Annotated in this window: 16 protein-coding genes; 4 read left to right on the top strand and 12 right to left on the bottom strand. The window is 72.4% G+C overall.

The window, feature by feature from the left end:
- Positions 1-140 precede the first annotated feature (140 nt).
- On the top strand, positions 141-3,305 hold the full coding sequence (locus ACRX5W_RS07540) for an AAA family ATPase (RefSeq protein WP_436787156.1): 3,165 nt from the start codon (positions 141-143) through the stop codon (positions 3,303-3,305).
- A gap of 66 nt (positions 3,306-3,371) precedes the next feature.
- Here ACRX5W_RS07540 and ACRX5W_RS07535 read toward each other — a convergent pair whose 3' ends face one another.
- The 9 genes from ACRX5W_RS07535 to rimP form a co-directional block, all read right to left on the bottom strand.
- Positions 3,372-4,316 carry a bifunctional riboflavin kinase/FAD synthetase gene (locus ACRX5W_RS07535; protein ID WP_436787155.1) on the bottom strand — a complete coding sequence of 315 codons (945 nt, stop codon included), beginning with the start codon at positions 4,314-4,316 and terminating at the stop codon, positions 3,372-3,374.
- Positions 4,317-4,437: 121 nt separating this feature from the next.
- Entirely contained in the window at positions 4,438-5,361 is a 924-nt protein-coding gene (gene truB / locus ACRX5W_RS07530; protein ID WP_436787154.1) for a tRNA pseudouridine(55) synthase TruB, read from the bottom strand.
- A 120-nt stretch (positions 5,362-5,481) separates the two neighbouring features.
- Positions 5,482-6,612, bottom strand: a complete 1,131-nt coding sequence (locus ACRX5W_RS07525; RefSeq protein WP_436787153.1) for a DHH family phosphoesterase — start codon at positions 6,610-6,612, stop codon at positions 5,482-5,484.
- Positions 6,609-7,085 (bottom strand): 30S ribosome-binding factor RbfA, encoded by a 477-nt coding sequence (rbfA, locus tag ACRX5W_RS07520; protein WP_436787152.1) that lies wholly within the window; start codon positions 7,083-7,085, stop codon positions 6,609-6,611. The genes ACRX5W_RS07525 and rbfA overlap by 4 nt, the downstream gene beginning before the upstream one ends.
- A 33-nt stretch (positions 7,086-7,118) precedes the next feature.
- Complete coding sequence (locus ACRX5W_RS07515; protein WP_436787151.1) at positions 7,119-7,412, bottom strand: DUF503 domain-containing protein; 294 nt, start codon at positions 7,410-7,412, stop codon at positions 7,119-7,121.
- A gap of 222 nt (positions 7,413-7,634) precedes the next feature.
- Positions 7,635-10,709 carry a translation initiation factor IF-2 gene (gene infB, locus ACRX5W_RS07510; protein ID WP_436787150.1) on the bottom strand — a complete coding sequence of 1,025 codons (3,075 nt, stop codon included), beginning with the start codon at positions 10,707-10,709 and terminating at the stop codon, positions 7,635-7,637.
- Positions 10,710-10,806: 97 nt separating this feature from the next.
- A complete protein-coding gene (locus ACRX5W_RS07505; protein ID WP_436787149.1) occupies positions 10,807-11,166 on the bottom strand; it encodes a YlxR family protein in 360 nt (119 codons plus the stop codon).
- A 9-nt stretch (positions 11,167-11,175) separates the two neighbouring features.
- Entirely contained in the window at positions 11,176-12,210 is a 1,035-nt protein-coding gene (gene nusA / locus ACRX5W_RS07500) for a transcription termination factor NusA (RefSeq protein ID WP_436787148.1), read from the bottom strand.
- A 3-nt stretch (positions 12,211-12,213) separates the two neighbouring features.
- A complete protein-coding gene (gene rimP, locus ACRX5W_RS07495; protein WP_436787147.1) occupies positions 12,214-12,753 on the bottom strand; it encodes a ribosome maturation factor RimP in 540 nt (179 codons plus the stop codon).
- Between the two features lie 215 nt (positions 12,754-12,968).
- On the opposite strand from rimP, the gene ACRX5W_RS07490 reads away from it, so the two are divergent.
- From ACRX5W_RS07490 to ACRX5W_RS07480, 3 genes are read left to right on the top strand one after another with little or no spacing between them, the layout of a single operon-like run.
- Positions 12,969-13,451, top strand: coding sequence for a hypothetical protein (locus ACRX5W_RS07490; protein WP_436787146.1), 483 nt, complete (start codon positions 12,969-12,971; stop codon positions 13,449-13,451).
- Between the two features lie 2 nt (positions 13,452-13,453).
- Positions 13,454-13,975 (top strand): ferritin-like domain-containing protein, encoded by a 522-nt coding sequence (locus ACRX5W_RS07485; RefSeq protein ID WP_436787513.1) that lies wholly within the window; start codon positions 13,454-13,456, stop codon positions 13,973-13,975.
- Between the two features lie 14 nt (positions 13,976-13,989).
- Complete coding sequence (locus ACRX5W_RS07480) at positions 13,990-14,889, top strand: aminoglycoside phosphotransferase family protein (RefSeq protein WP_436787145.1); 900 nt, start codon at positions 13,990-13,992, stop codon at positions 14,887-14,889.
- 17 nt (positions 14,890-14,906) lie between these two features.
- Here the strand turns inward: ACRX5W_RS07480 and ACRX5W_RS07475 are convergent, their stop codons facing one another.
- From ACRX5W_RS07475 to ACRX5W_RS07465, 3 genes are all read right to left on the bottom strand, one after another.
- On the bottom strand, positions 14,907-15,440 hold the full coding sequence (locus ACRX5W_RS07475; protein ID WP_436787144.1) for a GNAT family N-acetyltransferase: 534 nt from the start codon (positions 15,438-15,440) through the stop codon (positions 14,907-14,909).
- 22 nt (positions 15,441-15,462) lie between these two features.
- Positions 15,463-16,254, bottom strand: a complete 792-nt coding sequence (locus ACRX5W_RS07470; protein ID WP_436787512.1) for a GNAT family N-acetyltransferase — start codon at positions 16,252-16,254, stop codon at positions 15,463-15,465.
- Between the two features lie 187 nt (positions 16,255-16,441).
- Entirely contained in the window at positions 16,442-18,085 is a 1,644-nt protein-coding gene (locus tag ACRX5W_RS07465; RefSeq protein ID WP_436787143.1) for an alpha/beta hydrolase, read from the bottom strand.
- Positions 18,086-18,202 lie beyond the last annotated feature (117 nt).

Below are 18,202 nucleotides of genomic sequence, written 5' to 3'. Positions count from 1 at the left end.
CCGCGCGCTCCGACCGACCGGGCACTCTGCGGCCCGGGTTGAATAGTGTTGGGCTTCCCATGACGGGAAATTGGCCCGGAACGCCGGAGGCGGAGATCGGGGCGCGACCGCCCTCCTCCGGATGATCGGAAGGACCCGCGGTGAGCAGCGAGCAGGACGGCAGGCACATCGAAACGCCCGTGCCGGACGAGGAGGAGGAGTGGTCGGGCCCTGACTTCACGATGCCTTCGTGGTACGGGCAGTCCAGTCAGAGCTCCGCCGACCCGCATCCTGATCCGGCCGCCGGCGTCCGGCCCGGCACACCCCACGCGGGTCCGTATGTCGCGCCGACCCCCGATGATTCCGTGACAGACCATCAACATTCGGGCGTGCCAGGCGCGTTCTCGTCCGGTCCCGGTCAGCCGCCGCACAGCGGCGTTCCCACATGGACTCCGCCGGGCTCGGCCCCTGCGGGCGACCCGGGCTCCGACACCGCCCCGGATCCCGCTCACACGCCGCCCCACCAGGCCCCCACCCGCCTGCTGCCGCAGATCACCGACGACATGCCCCCGCCGCCCGGCTACCAGGGCGGCCCGACGGCACCGGACTCGTCGTCCCCGCAGGCCTCGCCGCCCCCCGCGGCAGGCCACCCGGCGGCCCCGCCCCGTCCCACGGCTCCTCCGGTAATCCCCCCGCAGCCGGCATCGCCGCCGGGCGTCCCGTCCTGGACACCGCCGGGCGCACAGCAGCAGCCCGTACACCCGGCGCCGGAACACGGGCAGCCGCAGTGGTACGCGCCCGGCACCGCACCGGAGCCGAACCCCGCGCCGTATGCGGGGCACCAACAGCCCGCCCAGCCGTACCAGCAGCTCCAGCCGCCGCAGGGCTGGCAGCAGCAGGCTCCGGGCGCCTACGCCCGGCAGGAGCACGACGCGGGCCGACCGTATGCGGGGCCTCCCGTGGATCCGGCATACGGCCAGGGGCAACAGCCGGGCCCGCAGCCGCAATCCGACCCGTACGGAAACCACGGCCGACCCGGCGCGGCGCCGTACGGACCCGAGCAATCTCCGCCCGCACAGCACGCGCAACCTCCCTACGGCAGCCCTCCGTACGGCCAGACGCCCCACCCCGGCGGCCCGCCGGAGGCCGCCGCGGCCCCGCCCGCCGACCAGGCCGCCGAACCGCGCAACGTGGACCGGGATTCCTCCGGTAGGCGCGACTCGGAGACACCGCACGCCCCCCAGCCGGCCGGTGTCGCGCCCACCGCCCCCGACGAGGCCGAGGCCGAACAGGACCGGAACGTCATGGAAACCCCCGAAACCTCCGCTGCTTCCTCCGAAGGCGACTCGGAAGAGGATGCGAGCGCCTGGGCGCGCGACACGCTGCGTGAGCTCACGTCCCGCAACAACCGGTCCGGGCGGCCTGATTCCGGCGCCGTGACGAACGCCGTCGTGGACGCGATGGAACAAGACGACCGGCCGGAGGACGCATCCCACGGCAACGAAACCCCGGCCCACGACGAGCCGGCCGCTCACGACGCCTCCCACGCCCAGGAGCACCACCCCGCCCCCGCCCCCGTCGCGTCCGCGGCCTCACACGCGGTCGGCGACCACTCCGCGGCGGTTGACGCGGCTGCCAACCCGACTCCCCACGCCCAATCCGCCGGGACGAAACCGGTCGGGTCGCAGGCCGATGCCCCTGCCCGCACCGGCGTTCCGATCGCCCGCCGCCCCGAGGCATCGGGGCAACCCGCCCCTCGGCCGCAGGACGCCGCAGGGCCGGCCGAGCCGGCGCCCGTCGCAGAACCGCCCGCCGCAAGCCCTGCCACTCCCGGCCCCGACAGTTCGGCACCGCCGGCGACGCAGGCTCCCGAAGGCGACCGCTCGGGTCCCGGAACGGGGCAGCCCGGCCCCGGCAATCCGTACGCGTCGGCCCCACACGGCGGGGTCGGCCCGCAACAGCCCTACCCCGCGGGCCCGCAGGGGCCCTACGGCCACCACCCGCAGCCCGCCCACGGCTCGCAACCCGGCGCCTACCCGCCCGCATCCGGTGACTCGCAGCCGGGCGCGTGGCAGCAACAGCCGTACTCCCCACCGCACAGCGGCGGCCCCGCCTATCCGCAGCCCGCAGGCGCCCAACCCGACCCGGCGTGGGGACAGCCGGACCCGCACGGCGGCCCGCCGCGCGCCGTCGGCGGCGCACCGCTCGGCTACACGGCGGCCGTCGAGCTGACGTCCGACCGGCTGCTGCGCCGGCAACCACAGGCCAAGCGCACGACCCCGCGCTTCCGGATCGGTGGACGCGCCGCCGCACAGCAGCGCGCCGAACGACTCGACCGCATCCGCACGCCGGTGCTCAGCGGTTATCGGATCGCGGTCATCAGCCTCAAGGGCGGCGTGGGCAAGACGACGACCACCACGGCGCTCGGTGCGACACTCGCCAGTGAACGGCAGGACCGCGTCATCGCGATCGACGCGAACCCGGACGCCGGAACGCTCGGCCGCCGCGTGCGCCGCGAGACGGGCGCGACGATCCGCGACCTCGTCACCGCACTGCCGCGCCTGCAGAGCTACATGGACATCCGGCGCTTCACGTCGCAGGCGCCGAGCGGCCTGGAGATTTTGGCCAACGACGTCGACCCGGCGGTCTCGACGACCTTCGACGACGCCGACTACCGCGCGGTGATCGACGTCCTGGGCAAGCAGTATCCGATCATCCTCACCGACTCGGGCACCGGCCTGCTCTACAGCGCGATGCGCGGAGTCCTCGACCTGGCCCACCAGTTGATCATCGTCAGCACTCCCAGTGTGGACGGTGCGACCAGTGCCAGTACGACGCTCGACTGGCTGGTGGCCCACGGCTATTCGGATCTGGTCGCCCGCAGCATCACGGTCATCTCCGGGGTGCGGGAGAGCGGCAAACTGGTCAAGACCGAGGACATCGTCGCCCACTTCCAGACCCGCTGCCGCGCGGTCGTGGTCGTGCCGTTCGACGAACACCTGTCCGCGGGCGCGGAGTTGGACCTGAACATGATGCGACCGAAGACCCGCGAGGCCTACTTCGAGCTCGCGGCCGTCGTCGCGGAGGACTTCGGACGCACGGCACCAGTAGGCGAGCCGTGGCAGCAGAACGCGTGGGCGCCCGAGCAACAGCCGTACTACCGGCAGCAGTACGGCACCCCGCCCCAGCAGCCCGGGCCGCCGCAGCAACACCAGCAGCAGCCCTACCCCGGCCACGCGCAGGCCCCCGGCCAGGCACCGGGTCAGCCGCAGCAGCCCTATCCCGGGCAGGCGTGGCCGCAGCATCAACCGCCGCAACAGGGCTGACAACGTCGGAGGGGGTTCCCGCCTGTGCGGCGCGAGCCCCCTCGACCGGCCCCGGACAAACCCGCGTCAGGAGGCGGCGTCGTACGCGTCGACCAACTCGCGCGCCCGTTTGACGTCGTCGGCCATCCGTTCGAGCAGCGCCTCGATCGAGTCGAACTTCTCCATGCCGCGCAACCAGGCCAGGAACTCGACGCTGACGTGCACGCCGTAGAGGTCGAGATCGGTGCGGTCGAGCGCGTACGCCTCGACACGGCGCTCGGTGCCGTCGAAAGTCGGGTTCGTGCCCACCGAGATCGCCGCCGGCAGCCGCTCGTCCGCGACGACGAGCCAGCCCGCGTACACGCCGTCGGCCGGAATCGCGGTGTACGGAAGCGTCTCCAGGTTGGCCGTCGGGTATCCCATCTCGCGTCCGCGCTGGTCGCCGCGCACAACGACGCCCTCCACCCGGTGCGGTCGACCGAGGATCTCCCGGGCGCCCGCCACATCGCCCTCGGCGACCCGGGCCCGCACGACGGTCGAGGAGAACACCGTCTCACCGTCGGTGAACAGGTCGGGTTCGACGACCGTGAAGTCGTATTGCGCACCGAGTTGTTCGAGCAGTTCGACATTGCCGGTGGCCTTGTGGCCGAAGCGGAAGTTCCGTCCCTCGACGACGATTTGCGCGTGCAGCGCGTCCACCAGGACCTGCCGGACGAAGTCCGCCGCGTCCAGGCGCGAGAACTCCAGCGTGAACGGCAGGACCAGGACCGCGTCGATGCCCAGCTCGGCCATCAACTGGGCGCGCCGGTGGTGGGGCGTCAGCAGCGGCGGGTGGCTGCCGGGCCGGACCACCTCGCTCGGATGCGGGTCGAAGGTGACAACAACCGACGGCAGTCCGCGCTCACGCGCGATCTCCACGGCCTGGGCCATCACCCGCTGGTGCCCGCGGTGCACACCGTCGTACGACCCGATCGTGACGACGGAACGCCCCCAGTCGGATGGGACATCCTCCAAGCCCCGCCAGCGTTGCACCTGACCGCTCCTCGTGGTTCCTGCGCCCGTTTTCCTTAGCGACCCTGTGGAACGTCGCAGGACCAAGCCTGCCATGAACGGAGGACCGCTCTTGATCGGCCCCGGTCAGCACACCGGCGGATCAGCTCCCGACGAAAACCGCGACCGGCTTGGCCTGCCCCCGGCTCTCCTCCACGAGGGCGAGGAACGTCCCGTCCGGCCCGAAAACGGCGATCGGACCGGCCCCGCCTCCCGCGGCCTCAAGACGCCCGCCGTGCGACACGACGCGCGCCTCCTCGGCGGTGACGTCGCGGCGCGGGAACGCGGCGGCCGCGGCGTCGGCGATCGGCAGCACGGAGAACGACTCCGCGAGTTCGTCCAGCGTGCGCGCGGCGTCGAGCGTGTAGGGGCCGACAGCAGTGCGGCGGAGCATCGTCAGGTGGCCGCCGACGCCGAGCCGGACCCCGAGGTCACGGGCGAGCGCGCGGATGTAGGTGCCGGACGAGCAGGTGACGGTGGCGTCGAGGTCGATCAACGCGTCCGGGGTGCCGTCCGGGTCGGCGACGCGGCGCATGTCGTGCACCTCGAACCGCGAGACGGTCACCGGGCGAGCCGCCAGCTCGACCTCCTCGCCGCCGCGCACGCGCGCGTACGAGCGCTTGCCGTCCACCTTGATCGCCGACACCTTCGACGGAACCTGCATGATGTCGCCGGTCAGCTCCGCGATTCCGGCATCGATCGCGTCGCGCGCGACCGCGTGCGCGGAGGCCGTCGCGGTCACCTCGCCTTCCGCGTCGTCGGTGACCGTGGCCTGGCCCAGGCGGATCGTGGCCTCGTAGGTCTTCTCGGTCAGCGCGAGGTGCCCCAGCAACCGGGTGGCCTTCTCGACACCGATCACCAGGACGCCGGTCGCCATCGGGTCCAGCGTGCCGGCGTGGCCGACGCGACGGGTTCCGGCGATCCGGCGCAGACGGCCGACCACGTCGTGCGAGGTCAGTCCCGCGGGCTTGTCGACGACGACCAAGCCGTCGGGCGGCGGCGGTCCGGTACGGCGTGGCTTGCTCATCTTGGCTGCGACTTTCTGGGACCGGAGGACCGGAGTGGACACATGGCTGTTCGAGACCCCGGACGGACGGAACCCGCCGGGGCGCTCTTCAGGGGCTCTTCACATTGCTTTCGCGGTGGTTCAGGCAGGTGTGGGACCGGCGGCCGGCGGGTCCGTCACCGCGTCGTCGAGCAGTGCCCGGAAGCGCGCAACCACCGCCTCCGGGGCCTCGTCCGCGGCCGTGTAGCCGGCCGCGAAGGCGTGCCCCCCGCCGCCGAGAGCCGAGCACACGCGCCCGAGGTCGACGCGTCCTTTGGAGCGCGCGGACACCTGAGTGCGCCCGGCGTCGTCCTGTTTGAGCACGAGGGCGACCTCGGCCTCGGCGCTCTTGCGCACGACGTCGATGACGCCTTCGATTTCGTCCAGGCGGATGCCGTGCGCGAGCCTGTCCTCGCGGGTGACGACCGTCCACACCAGCCCGAGGCCGCGCGCGGCGGCCGGATCGAGCCGGGCAGCGGCGAGCGCCCCCGACAGGACCTTGAGGTAGCCGAAGCGGCAGGTGTCCCAGATCGCGCGGGAGATGAGGTCGTGCCGGATCCCGGTCTCCAGCAGGCGCGCGGCCATGGCGTGGGTGGCGGGGGTGGTCGCCGCGTACTTGAACGATCCGGTGTCCGTGACCAGGCCCGTGTACAGCGCGGTGGCGACGTCGGCGGTCAGGGTGCCGCCGAGACGGCGTACCAGTTCCTCGGCGAGCACCGCCGTCGCGGGTGCCCGGACGTCGATGAGGTGATGGGTGCCGAAACGCGTGTTCGAGGCGTGGTGGTCGACCACGACGAGCGCTCCCGCGGCCTTCGCCTTCGCCTCCAGGAGGCCCAGCCGGGAGCTCCCCGCGGCGTCGAAGACCAGCACCAGCTCCGGGACATCCGGCACGTCCGCGGGCGGGACGATGAGGTCCTGCCCGGGCAGGAAGGTCAGCGACGCGGGCACGACGAGGGGATCGTCGCCGTACGACACGTGCACGTCGCGGCCCAGCCCGCGCAGCGCGAGGCCGACCGCGAGGGCCGACCCCAGCGCGTCACCGTCCGGGTTGACGTGGGCGAACAGATCGATCCGCGAGGCCGCGCGCACCAGCGCGACCACCTCGTCCCAATCATGCTCGCCCGGCGGTGTCGGCGGCCCCGTGGGCAGGGCGGACAGCGGCGCCTCGGCACCGCGCTCTTCCATCGCCTTCATGGGGCCCGGGATTCCGGCCGCCGACACCGTGGGGTTCAACGCTGCTCGTCCTCCTCCGTGGAGTCCCCGCCGCCTTCCGAGTCGAGGTCGTCCTCGCCCGACGTGCGGTACGGGTCCGCGTCGCCGGCAAAGCTGGCACCCGCGGCGGTGAAGCGTACCGCCGCGTCGGCCTCCTGCGCCTTGGCAAGCAGCTCATCGATGTGGCGCGCGGTGTCCGGAACTGCGTCGGCGACGAACGTCAGCGTAGGCGTGTAGCGCACGCCTGTCTGCCGTCCGACCTCACTGCGGAGGACGCCCTTGGCGCTCTCCAGCGCCGCGGCGCTGGCCTCCCGCTCTGTCTCGTCGCCGAAAACCGTGTAGAACACGGTGGCTTCCCGCAGGTCGCCGGTCACCCGGGCGTCGGTGATGGTGACGAAGCCCAGGCGGGGGTCCTTGATCCGCCGGTCCAGCGTCTCCGCGACCACGACCTTGATGCGGTCCGCCAGTTTGCGCGCCCGCGCGGTGTCGGTCACTGATCCTCCAGCCTGTTCTTTCTCGTGGGGTGCTCAGTCGTCTTCGCCGAACACCCGGCGTCGTGTGGAGAGCAACTGGATCTCGGGTCGCCCTGCGACCTGCCGCTCGCACTCGTCCAGCACGTCGGCGCACCTGTCGACGGTCGCGGAGACCACCGCGATGCCGATCCGGCTGCGCCGGTGTAGATCCTGATACTCGACCTCCGACGCGGCAACGGCATTCTTTCGCTGGAGGTCCGCGAGTATCGGCCGGAGCAGTGACCGTTTCTCCTTCAACGAGTGGACGTCGCCGAAGAGCAGGTCGAGGGTGATCGTTCCTACGAACACGGGCATCACGGGCCAGGCGCCCGGGGGCCATCAGATGGGGTCTCGCTCGGTAATGCTCGGTGCTGCTTGTTCTGTTGTTCTTGCTCGGTGACGCTCGGTAATGCTCGGTGTTGCTCTGCCGCGCAGGGCGTGCGCGGCCCAACGGGAGAGCCCCCCGCGTCGTGGTCGACGCGGAGGGCACCCGTCGCGTACTGCGTGCCGCCTTTCGGCCGGAGCCGTCCGTCAGGCGCGCGGCTTCTCGCGGATCTCGAACGTCTCGATGCGGTCGTCCACCTTGATGTCGTTGTACGACCCGAGGTTGATACCGCACTCGAAGCCCTCGCGGACCTCGGTGACGTCGTCCTTCTCGCGGCGCAGCCCGTCGATCCCGAGGTTCTCCGCGACGACCACGCCGTCGCGGATGAGCCGGGCCTTCGCGTTGCGCCGGATCTGACCGGAGGTGACCATGCAACCCGCGATGTTGCCCAGCTTGGACGAGCGGAAGACCGCGCGGATCTCCGCCGTGCCGAGCTGGACCTCTTCGTACTCGGGCTTGAGCATGCCCTTGAGCGCGGCCTCGATCTCCTCGATGGCCTGGTAGATGACCGAGTAGTACCGGACATCCACGCCTTCGCGCTCGGCCATCGTCCGCGCCCGGCCCTCCGGCCGGACGTTGAAGCCGATGATGATCGCGTCCGACGCCACCGCCAGGGTGACGTTGGACTCGGTGATCGCACCGACGCCGCGGTCGATGATCCGCAGCTCGACGTCGTCGCCGACCTCCAGGTTGAGCAGCGCGTCCTCAAGGGCCTCGACCGAACCGGACACGTCGCCCTTGAGGATGAGGTTGAGCTGCTGGATCTGGCCTTCCTTGAGGGCGCGGTCCAGGTCCTCCAGCGACACCCGCTTGTTCCGGCGGGCCAGCAGCGCGTTGCGGTTGGCCGCGGCGCGCTTCTCGGCGACCTGGCGCGCGGTGCGCTCTTCCTCGACCACGAGGAAGTTGTCACCGGCTCCGGGCACCGTGGTGAGGCCGAGCACCTGGACCGGACGGGCGGGGCCCGCCTCGGCGACCTGGTTGCCGTTCTCGTCGAGCATCGCGCGGACGCGGCCGTACGACTCGCCGATGACGATCGCGTCACCGACGCGCAGGGTGCCGCGCTGCACCAGGACGGTCGCGACGGAGCCGCGGCCCTTGTCCAGGTGCGCCTCGATCGCGATGCCCTGGGCCTCCTGGTTGGGGTTGGCCTTGAGCTCCAGAGCCGCGTCGGCGGTCAGGATGACCGCCTCCAGCAGCTCGTCGATGCCGAGCCCCTGCTTGGCGGAGATGTCGACGAACATCGTCTCGCCGCCGTACTCCTCCGCGACCAGGCCGTACTCGGTGAGCTGCCCGCGCACCTTCGTCGGGTCGGCGCCTTCCTTGTCGATCTTGTTGACCGCCACGACGATCGGCACGTCGGCCGCCTGCGCGTGGTTCAAGGCCTCGATCGTCTGCGGCTTGACGCCGTCGTCCGCCGCGACCACGAGGATCGCGATGTCCGTCGACTTCGCACCACGGGCACGCATGGCGGTGAACGCCTCGTGACCCGGCGTGTCGATGAGCGTGATCTTGCGCTCGTCGCCGTTCACCTCGGTCGCCACCTGGTACGCACCGATGTGCTGCGTGATGCCGCCCGCCTCGCCCGCGACCACGTTGGTCTTGCGGATCGCGTCGAGAAGGCGCGTCTTGCCGTGGTCGACGTGACCCATCACGGTCACGACCGGCGGACGCGGCCGCAGGTCGCCCTCGTCGCCCTCGTCCTCGCCCCACTCCAGGTCGAAGGACTCGAGAAGCTCGCGGTCCTCTTCCTCCGGGCTGACGATCTGGACGTCCCAGTCCAGCTCCACGCCGAGGTCCTTCAGGTCCTCGTCGGAGACGGACTGCGTCGCCGTCAGCATCTTGCCCAGGTGGAACATGATCGTGACGAGCGCGCCGGGGATGGCGCCGATCTTGTCCGCGAAGTCGGTCAGCGACGCACCGCGCGAAAGGCGGATGACGCTGCCGTTGCCGCGCGGAGCCTGCACGCCGCCGATCGCGGGGGCCTGCATGTTGTCGAACTCTTGGCGGCGCTGGCGCTTCGACTTGCGCGCCCGGCCGGGACGACCGCCCGGACGCCCGAACGCACCCTGTGTGCCGCCGCGGCCACCCGGGCCGCCGCGACCGCCGCCGGGACGACCGGCGAACCCGCCGCCGCCGGGACGACCGGCACCGCCGCCGCCACCGGGACCGCCGGGACGACCGCCGCCGCCCGGACCGGCCGGACGACCCGCGAAGCCGCCGCCGGGACGACCCGCTCCGCCGCCCCCGCCGGGACGACCGCCGGGACCGCCGGAACGGCCCGGAGCACCGCCGGGACGCGGGCCCGGGGCGGGACGGTTGGGCATCATGCCCGGGTTGGGACGCGGCCCGCCGGGGCCGGCCGAGCCGCCCGGACGCGGACCGCCGGGGCCACCGCTGCCGCCCGGACGCGGCGCACCCGCGCCGGGAGCCTGCGGACGCGGCCCGCCCGCACCGGGACCCGAGGGACGGGGACCGCCGCCGGGCGCCTGCGGCCGGGGCATGCCCGTGCTGCCGGAGGTGAAGGGGTTGTTGCCCGGCCGCGGACCCGCAGGACGCGGGGACGACGGGCGCGGACCCGGAGCGCCGGGCGCTCCGGCACGCGAACCCTGGCCGGACTGCCCGCCGGGACGCGGCCCGGGCTGACCCGGACGCGGTGCACCGGCGCCGGGCGCACCCGGACGCGACGCACCGGGACGGGACCCGGGAACGCCGCCGGACTGTGCGCCGGGACGGGGGGCGCCGCCGGACTGCGGGGTGCCCGACGCGGCCGCGGGACGCGGCCCGGGACGGGCGCCCGGAGTCGGTGCGCCGCCGGGGCGCTGTCCGGGACCGGGCTGGGCGCCCGCCCGCGGCGCCGCGGGCTGGCGGCCACCGGGCACAGGGGCGTCGCTCGGCCGCGGGCCCGCAGGCGGACGTGGGCCGGGAGTCGGGGTGCCGCCGGCCGGGCGCGGACCCGGGCGGGCGGCAGGGGAGGGGGCCGCGGCGGATGCCGGACCCTGCGCGGAAGCCGGGGCCGAAGGGGCCGAGGGCTTGCGCGCGGCAGGACGCGCGGAGGGTCCGCCGTCCTTCTTGAATGCGTCAGTCAACTTGCGTACGACCGGTGCCTCGATTGTCGAGGACGCCGACCGGACGAACTCACCGAGTTCTTGGAGCTTGGCCATGACGACCTTGCTCTCGACTCCGAACTCCTTGGCGAGCTCGTATACCCGGACCTTTGCCACGTCGCTCCTTCTGGTCCGGGGTGGTCGTCCGCCGGACCGTCGCTACCACATGTACGTACTCATCGCGTACTCATCGAGTGCTCATCGCAATCTCGACCTACTTCCGACTCGCGAGGTACTGCTGTTCCGATCCATGGCCCCGCTGTTTCGGTGCCACCACCGCGTGCAAGCGCTCCGTGTCCAACGGCCCGCTCACGCGCAACGCCCGCGGGAACGCCTTCCGGCGCTCCGCTCGGGCGAGACATTCCGGGTCACGGTGCAGATGGGCACCACGCCCGGGCAAGGTGCCGGTCGGGTCGGGGACACACACGCCCTCGACCGCGACGACCCGCACCAGGTCGGCCTTGGCGGCGCGGGCCCTGCATCCGACACATGTCCGCACCGGCCCCGCCCCTTCGGGCAAGGACTGCTGCCGACGTGAAGGAGGGCATGGCTCAGCCCGCGTCCGACCAGACATCAACTAAGTCTACCGCTCCCCGCCACCATGCGGCTCGGCCCTTCCTTCGCCCGGCCCCTGCCGTCCGCCGGACTGCGCGGCCTCGGTGTCCGGCCGGATGTCGATGCGCCACCCGGTGAGCCGCGCGGCCAGGCGGGCATTCTGGCCCTCCTTGCCGATCGCCAGCGACAACTGGTAGTCGGGCACCGTCACCCGGGCCGACCGAGCCCCGAGGTCCACGATCTCCACATGGCTCACCCGTGCGGGCGACAGCGCGTTGGCGACCATGGTGGCCGGGTCGTCCGACCAGTCGACGATGTCGATCTTCTCGCCGTGCAGCTCGGCCATCACGGCCCGCACGCGCGCACCCATCGGACCGATGCACGCGCCCTTCGCGTTGAGCCCGGCCCTCGTCGAGTAGACCGCCATCTTGGTGCGGTGTCCGGCTTCGCGGGCGATCGACGCGATCTCCACCGAGCCGTCGGCGATCTCCGGGACCTCCAGCGCGAAGAGTTTGCGCACGAGGTTGGGGTGCGTCCGCGAGAGCCCGATCGACGGGCCCTTCGGGCCGCGCCGCACGGTCACGACGTACGCCCGCAGGCGCAGGCCGTGGTCGTAGCGCTCCCCCGGCACCTGTTCGGCGTGCGGCAGGATCGCCTCGACCTTGCCGAGGTCGACCATGACGTTGCGCGGGTCCTTGCCCTGCTGGACGACACCGGACACGATGTCGCCCTCGCGGCCCGCGTATTCGCCGAAGGTCACCTCTTCCTCGGCGTCCCGCAGGCGCTGGAGGATCACCTGTTTGGCGGTGGTCGCGGCAATGCGCCCGAAGTCGTGCGGAGTGTCGTCGTACTCGCGCACGGTCGCGCCGGTGTCGTCGGTCTCGGCGGCCCACACCGTCACGTGGCCGCTGGCTTTGTCGAGCTCCACCCGGGCGCGCGGCTGGCTGCCGGGGGTGTGGTGGTATGCCGTGAGAAGCGCCGACTCGATCGCCTCCACCAGGCGGTCGAACTTGATTTCCTTCTCGCGTTCGAGCGAGCGCAGGGCGCTCATGTCGATGTCCACGTCCTACGCCTCCTCGTTCATGTCGTCGTCATCGGCGTCGGCGATGCGGACGTCGTCCGCGTCGAGCACGTCGTCGAAGCCGGCGTTCTTGCGGTTGAACTCCACCTGCACCGTCGCCTTCGCGATGTCGTGGTACGCGATCCTTCGCAGGTCGCCGTCCACATCGAGCTCCACGCCATCGGCGTCCGCGCCCGTCACCCGGCCGGTCGCCGTGCCCCCCTCCGCCAGGCGGGCCTCCACCAGCCGCCCGCGCGCACGCCGCCAGTGGCGTTCCGCGGTGAGCGGGCGGTCGATGCCCGGCGTGCCGACCTCCAGTTGGTACGGCTGACTCCCCATCACATCGGAGGCGTCCAGTGCCTCGGACATCCTGCGGCTCACCGCCGCGACGCCGTCGAGGTCAACGCCGCCGTCCGCATCCACCACGACACGCAGGACGCGGCGCTTGCCGGCGGGGGTGACGGACACGTCCTCAAGGTCGACACCGGCGCCTGAGGCGATCGGTTCCAGCAACTCCCGCAGCCGGTCTTGATGGGTGGCGCTCATCCGGATGACTCCTCGGCCGCGTGTGCTGTTGTCAGAGAGCTTCCGGCGGGCCGTCCGCGGGGGCCGCCGGGATACACAACAGTATCCGGTCCGCAACAGTTCGCGTGCACGCACTTCAGGCGCCCGGCCGCACGGTGGGCGATGCGATAGCGTCCGACTGGACCCGCGCCCGTGCGCGGGATATCGGGTGCAAACAATCAGCGGGAGTCGAAGCAATGCGCGACGCGGGGCCGACGCGCAGGACCGTTCTTGCCGGCCTCGGCGCACTCGTCGCCGTCGGCGCCACAGCGACGGCCTGTACCTCGGATGACAATGCCGGACCCAGCCCCGAACAGCGCAAAGCGGACGACGACATCCGCTCCCGCGCGACGAGCGCCGCGAGCGCCCTGCTGGACCGCTACGACGCCGTCGCCGCCGCCCACCCGGCCCTGGCCACGCGCCTGCGGCCCTATTCGGACGAGATCAACCGGCACCTGACGGCCCTCGGCGGCTCCCGGACACCGCCGGCAGCGCCGCCGGGCGAGCCCGTCCCGCCGGACCCGCAGGCCGCACTCGCGGATCTGGCCGCCCGCGAACAGCAGGGTTCGGACGGCCGCCTGGACGACGTATCGGCCGCGAGCCCCGAGGTCGCCCGCCTTCTGGCGTCGATCTCGGCCTGTCAGTACGTGCACGCGAATCAACTCGGGAGTGCGTCGTGACCATGCCCCCGGCCAGTGGCTCCCCGGGCGCGGAAAGCCCGCTCGTACAGGCGCTCCAGGCACTGCTGGACGCCGAACACGCGGCCGTCTACGGCTACGGCGTGGTCGGAGCCCGGTCGGACGGCACCGCGCGGGACCGGGCCCGCACTGCGTACGACGCGCACCGCGCGCGCCGTGACGAGGTGGAGCAGTTGATCGTCGGGCAGGGCGGCCGTCCGCGAGCTTCCGCTCCGGCGTACGGCCTGCCGTTCGCCGTGGGCACCGGCGGCGACGCCGCGCGCTTGGCCGCGCACCTCGAAGAAGGCGTGGCCGCGCATCTGGCCGACGTGGTCGCGAGCGCGGAGGGCGAGCGGCGTAAAACCGCCGCGAGGTGGCTGCGCGAGGCCGCCCTCGCCGGGGTGGCCTGGCGCGGGTCGACCGTCGCCTTCCCCGGGCTGCCGGAGCAAACGGGGCAAACGGGCTCGACGGCTTCCGGGCCGGCGGTGCCCGCCGGAGCTGCGGCGGACCCGGGCCGGCCGTCGTGACGTCGCCGGTGACGGTGCCCGACAGATTGGTCCGCACGGCGGTCCGCTGGTGCGGGGAAGAAGCCGCACGCCCGTGGTTGGCCGCGCTGCCGGACGTCGCCGCGGAGTATCTGGCCCGTTGGAACCTGCGCCTCGAACGCACGGTGCTGCCCGGCGGGGCGTTGAGCCTGACGCTGTTGGTGCGTCGGGAGGACGGCACCCCGGCAACGCTCAAATTGGGTTTCGTGGACCGCTACACGGCGCACGAGGCCGAGGCGCTGGCGATGTGGGCGGGCCGCGGCGCCGTCCGCCTCCTCGACTCCGACGTGTCGCGCGGCACCCTGCTGTTGGAGCGTTTGCAGCCCGACGTCTCGCTGCGCTCGCTGCCCGAGGACCGGGCGATGCTGGAAGCCGTCGAGGTACTGCGGCATTTGTGGATCACCCCGCCGGAAGACTGCGGAATCGACCTGGTCGCGGACCGCGCCGGCCTCTGGACCCGGACGATGCCGCGCAGGCATGCCGCGCTGGGCGAACCGTGCCCGAAGGCGCTGGTCGACGAGGCGGTGCACCTCTGCGCGGAACTCGCCGCGTCACAGCCCCGGATCGTCGCGCTGCACGCCGACTGCCACCACGGCAACATCCTGGCCGCCGAACGGGCCAAGTGGCTGGCGATCGACCCTCGGCCGATGCTCGGCGAACCGGCCTTCGACCTGGGCGCGCTGGTCCGCGACCGGCTGGCCACCCTGGTCGCGGAGACCCGTCCCCAGGCCGTGGTCCGGCGCCGGGTGACGTGGCTGTCCGACGCCCTCGACCTCGACACCGACCGGGTACGCGGCTGGGCACTCGTCCAGGCACTCGCCCTGGGCCTGTGGTGCGTCTCGGTGGGTGACCCCGCCGGCGAAGACCTTCTGTCGGTCGCCGAATGGCTCGCCTGACGGACCGACGGCCTGTGTCAGTCCACCAGTAGCGGCAGTTCCGCGCCCATCACGCAGTAGGGACGCACGTTGCCGGGGAACAGGACCGGTGCTGCCAGGTCGACGAAACCGACGCCGTAGTACAACCGCCGGGCGGGGGTGTCCTCGTCGACGGCCGACAGCAGGATCCGCGCGCGGTCCTGACCGTGGCACAGCAGACTCAGCAACGTGCGCCCGATGCCGTGCCCCTGCCACTCGGGCAACACGTGCAACTCGCCGACCACGAAGGCGTCGTCGAGCCAGTCCGCGTGGCCGGTGCGCGCGAGGTACGGCTCGATGACCAGGCTCCACCACTGGTCCTTCAGGTTCGGATAGCCGTATCCGAACCCGACAAGACGGTCGTCCGGCCCGAACGCCCCGAGAGCGCGCAGTCCCGGAAACTGGGCGTGCCTCTGCACTATGCGGCGGCGGACCGCCTTCTCATCCTCGGTGAGCCCGAACGCGCGGGCCTGCACCTCGACCGTCTCGACCGCGAAGTGCGCGAGGTCGATCAGTCGGCACGTCCATTCCATGGCGGGGAACGCTATCGCGCGGTCAGAACAGGACGCTCATGAACGCGCCCGTCTCGGCGAAGCCGACCCGGCGGTACGCGGCGCGCGCGGGGGTGTTGTAGCTGTTCACGTACAGGCTCACGACCGGCGCGACCTCGCGCAGCGCGAAGTCCAGAACCGCGGCCATGCCGATCTCCGACAGGCCTTCGCCGCGCCGGTCCGGAGCGACCCAGACCCCCTGGATCTGGCAGGCGTGCGGCGTCACCGCGCCGATCTCCGCCTTGAACACCACGCGCCCGTCCTCGATGCGGGCGAACGCCCGGCCTGCGTGGATGAGTTCGGCCACACGGGCGCGGTACAGCGCGCCTCCGTCGCCGGCCAGGGGACTGACGCCGACCTCCTCGGTGAACATCGCCACGCACGCCGGCATCGCGATGTCTATCTCGTCGTGCCGCACGCGCCGCACCCGCGGGTCCGGCGCGACCGTTCGGGAGCTCTCGGTCGCGACCATCAGCGGCTGCACGGGCCGGACATCCCGGGCCGGCCCCCAGACCGGTTCCAGCAGGCCCCACAGATTCGCGGCCGCCTCGGCCGGCCCCACGATCGACGAACACCGCCGCCCCTGCCGCCGGGCACGGTCGGCGAACGACCGTATCGCCTCCGGCCCGGCCTCCACGGGCACCAGATTGGCCCCGGCATAGCACAGGGACGCGAGCCGCCCGCTCTCGTAGTAACCCCACAACTCCCCGCCCAGGCGCCACGGGTCGGCACCCGCCAGGTGCACCCGTGACGCGACGAAGACATTGGTGACGGGGTCGCGGCCCAGCACGTCCATAATCGCGGGCAGGTCGGCCCCGTCGAGCACCTTTGAGGAAACCGAGCTCAGCACGGACCTCACCCTGCCATCCCGCGGATCACCCCACCAGAGTACGGAGCCTCCGGCGTACGCGCTGCGACGCCCCCGGCGCTGGACGACCACGGCTCACTCCCCGGCGCGCCCGTCGCAGGCGCTGGCGAGCGGGTCAGCCGCGGCCCCGGCCGGTGAGCCCGTCCAAGGCCGGGTGCGGGACGCCTCGGACCTCCTCCGACGCCGCGCTCGGCGGCGTCGGCTCCGGCGGCGGAAGACCGGGACAGGTCGTATCGGTACCGGGGAGCTCCCCGCGTGTCAGGTACGCGGCGGCCGCGGTGTCGACGCATTGTCCGCCACCGACGAACTGGCCGTGGTTGCCACTGCCTTCGACGGTCAGCAACCTCGCGGACGGCATCCGTTCGCGCAAGTGGAGCGCGCCCGCATACGGGGTGGCCGGGTCCTTCTCGGACTGGATCAACAGCATGGCAGGCAGGTCCCGGCCGCCGATCCTGACCGGCGACCGGGTGTTGCTCTGCAAATGCAGGCAGGGTCCCGCAGCGGCGATGTTCGCCCCGAGGTAGCCGTACTCGGCCTTCAGACGCACGGTGTCGGCGACGAAGACCGCGAGGTTGTCGGGCGCGGGCGCATCGGCGCAAGTGACGGCGTGGAACACCGAGTCGGTGTTCTCGTGCTCGATCGTGGACGTCCCCTTCAGCTCGCGCAGCTCCGTCGCGTCGCCGGTGCCCTGGTAGGCCGACAGCGCGGCGGTGAACCGCGGCCACGCACGATCCGAGTAGAGGCTCATGATCGTCACCACGTCGAACTCGGTGCCGCCGAACTCGCCGTCGACCGGAGCGGCGGCCGCGGATTCGCGCATGTCGTTCCAGGCCATGAGCACCGCCTCGCGAGAGTCGCCGAGCCCGTAGACGGCGTCGTGTCGCGCGGCCCAGTCCGCCCAGTCGTGCCAGCGCAGCCAGAATGCGTGTGCCTGATCGAGACCGGCCTGGTACCAGACCCGGGTCGGGTCGACGATGCTGTCCAGCACCATGCGCCGCACCCGGTCGGGGTGGAACTGTGCGTACACCGCCCCGAGGTAGGTGCCGTACGAGTAACCGAGGTAGTTGATCTTCTCCTCGCCGAACGCCGCACGGACCAGGTCGAGGTCGCCGGCGATCTGTCGTGTCGTCAGGTACGGAAGCATCTCCGGAGCGTCCGCTTCGCAGCCCTCGGCGAACACGCGGGCCGCCTCACTGATCGCGCGTTGGCCCGCCAGGGTGGTGAGCGCCGTGTCCGGTTTCGGTGCCTTGGCGAATGTGGCCATGTCCAGGCAGTCGAGACGGCTGCTCGTGCCGCGCCCGCGCAGGTCGAAGCCGATGATGTCGTACGCCCGCCGCACGTCTTCCGGCAACGCCTGTGCGAACGCCGCCGCGGCCCCGACGGCGGCGGCTCCGGGACCGCCGAAGTTGACGACGAGGACGCCCTGGCGCTCCTCGGCCGACCCGGTCGCCGCGGACCGCGAGACCCCGATGGTGACGCTCCGCGTGTCGCCGGGCCGGTCGTGGTCCAGCGGCGCCCGGATCGTGCCACAGCGCTCGTTGTCGAACGTTCCGGGCGGGCATTCCCCCCACTGCACGTGCACCGCGGTCGGTGCGGTGCCCGTGACGGTGGCCGAGGCTGCGGCGGAGTACGGCGCATGGCCCGAAGAGCCGGCTGCGGGCTCGGCTGCCGGGCCGGTCGCCGCGGTCAGGGATCCGGTGACCAATGCGACGGCCGAGGCCGCGAACAACGCACGTGCTCTTCTGTGCAGGCGCGTCATGCCACCCCTCCGCTCCGTCTGCCGCCCTGTCCGCCGCACGGCCTCGCCACCATGTGCCGCGACCGGCGACGGACCGGCGCCGCGACCGCCGGCGGCTCCTCGGCGGACAGCCGTCCC

Source organism: Yinghuangia sp. YIM S10712 (genome assembly GCF_051388935.1).
In the GTDB taxonomy this organism is placed as follows: Bacteria; Actinomycetota; Actinomycetes; order Streptomycetales; family Streptomycetaceae; genus Yinghuangia.
Note: the sequence above shows the minus strand (reverse complement) of the source record. Positions and strands in the feature narration are given on the sequence as shown.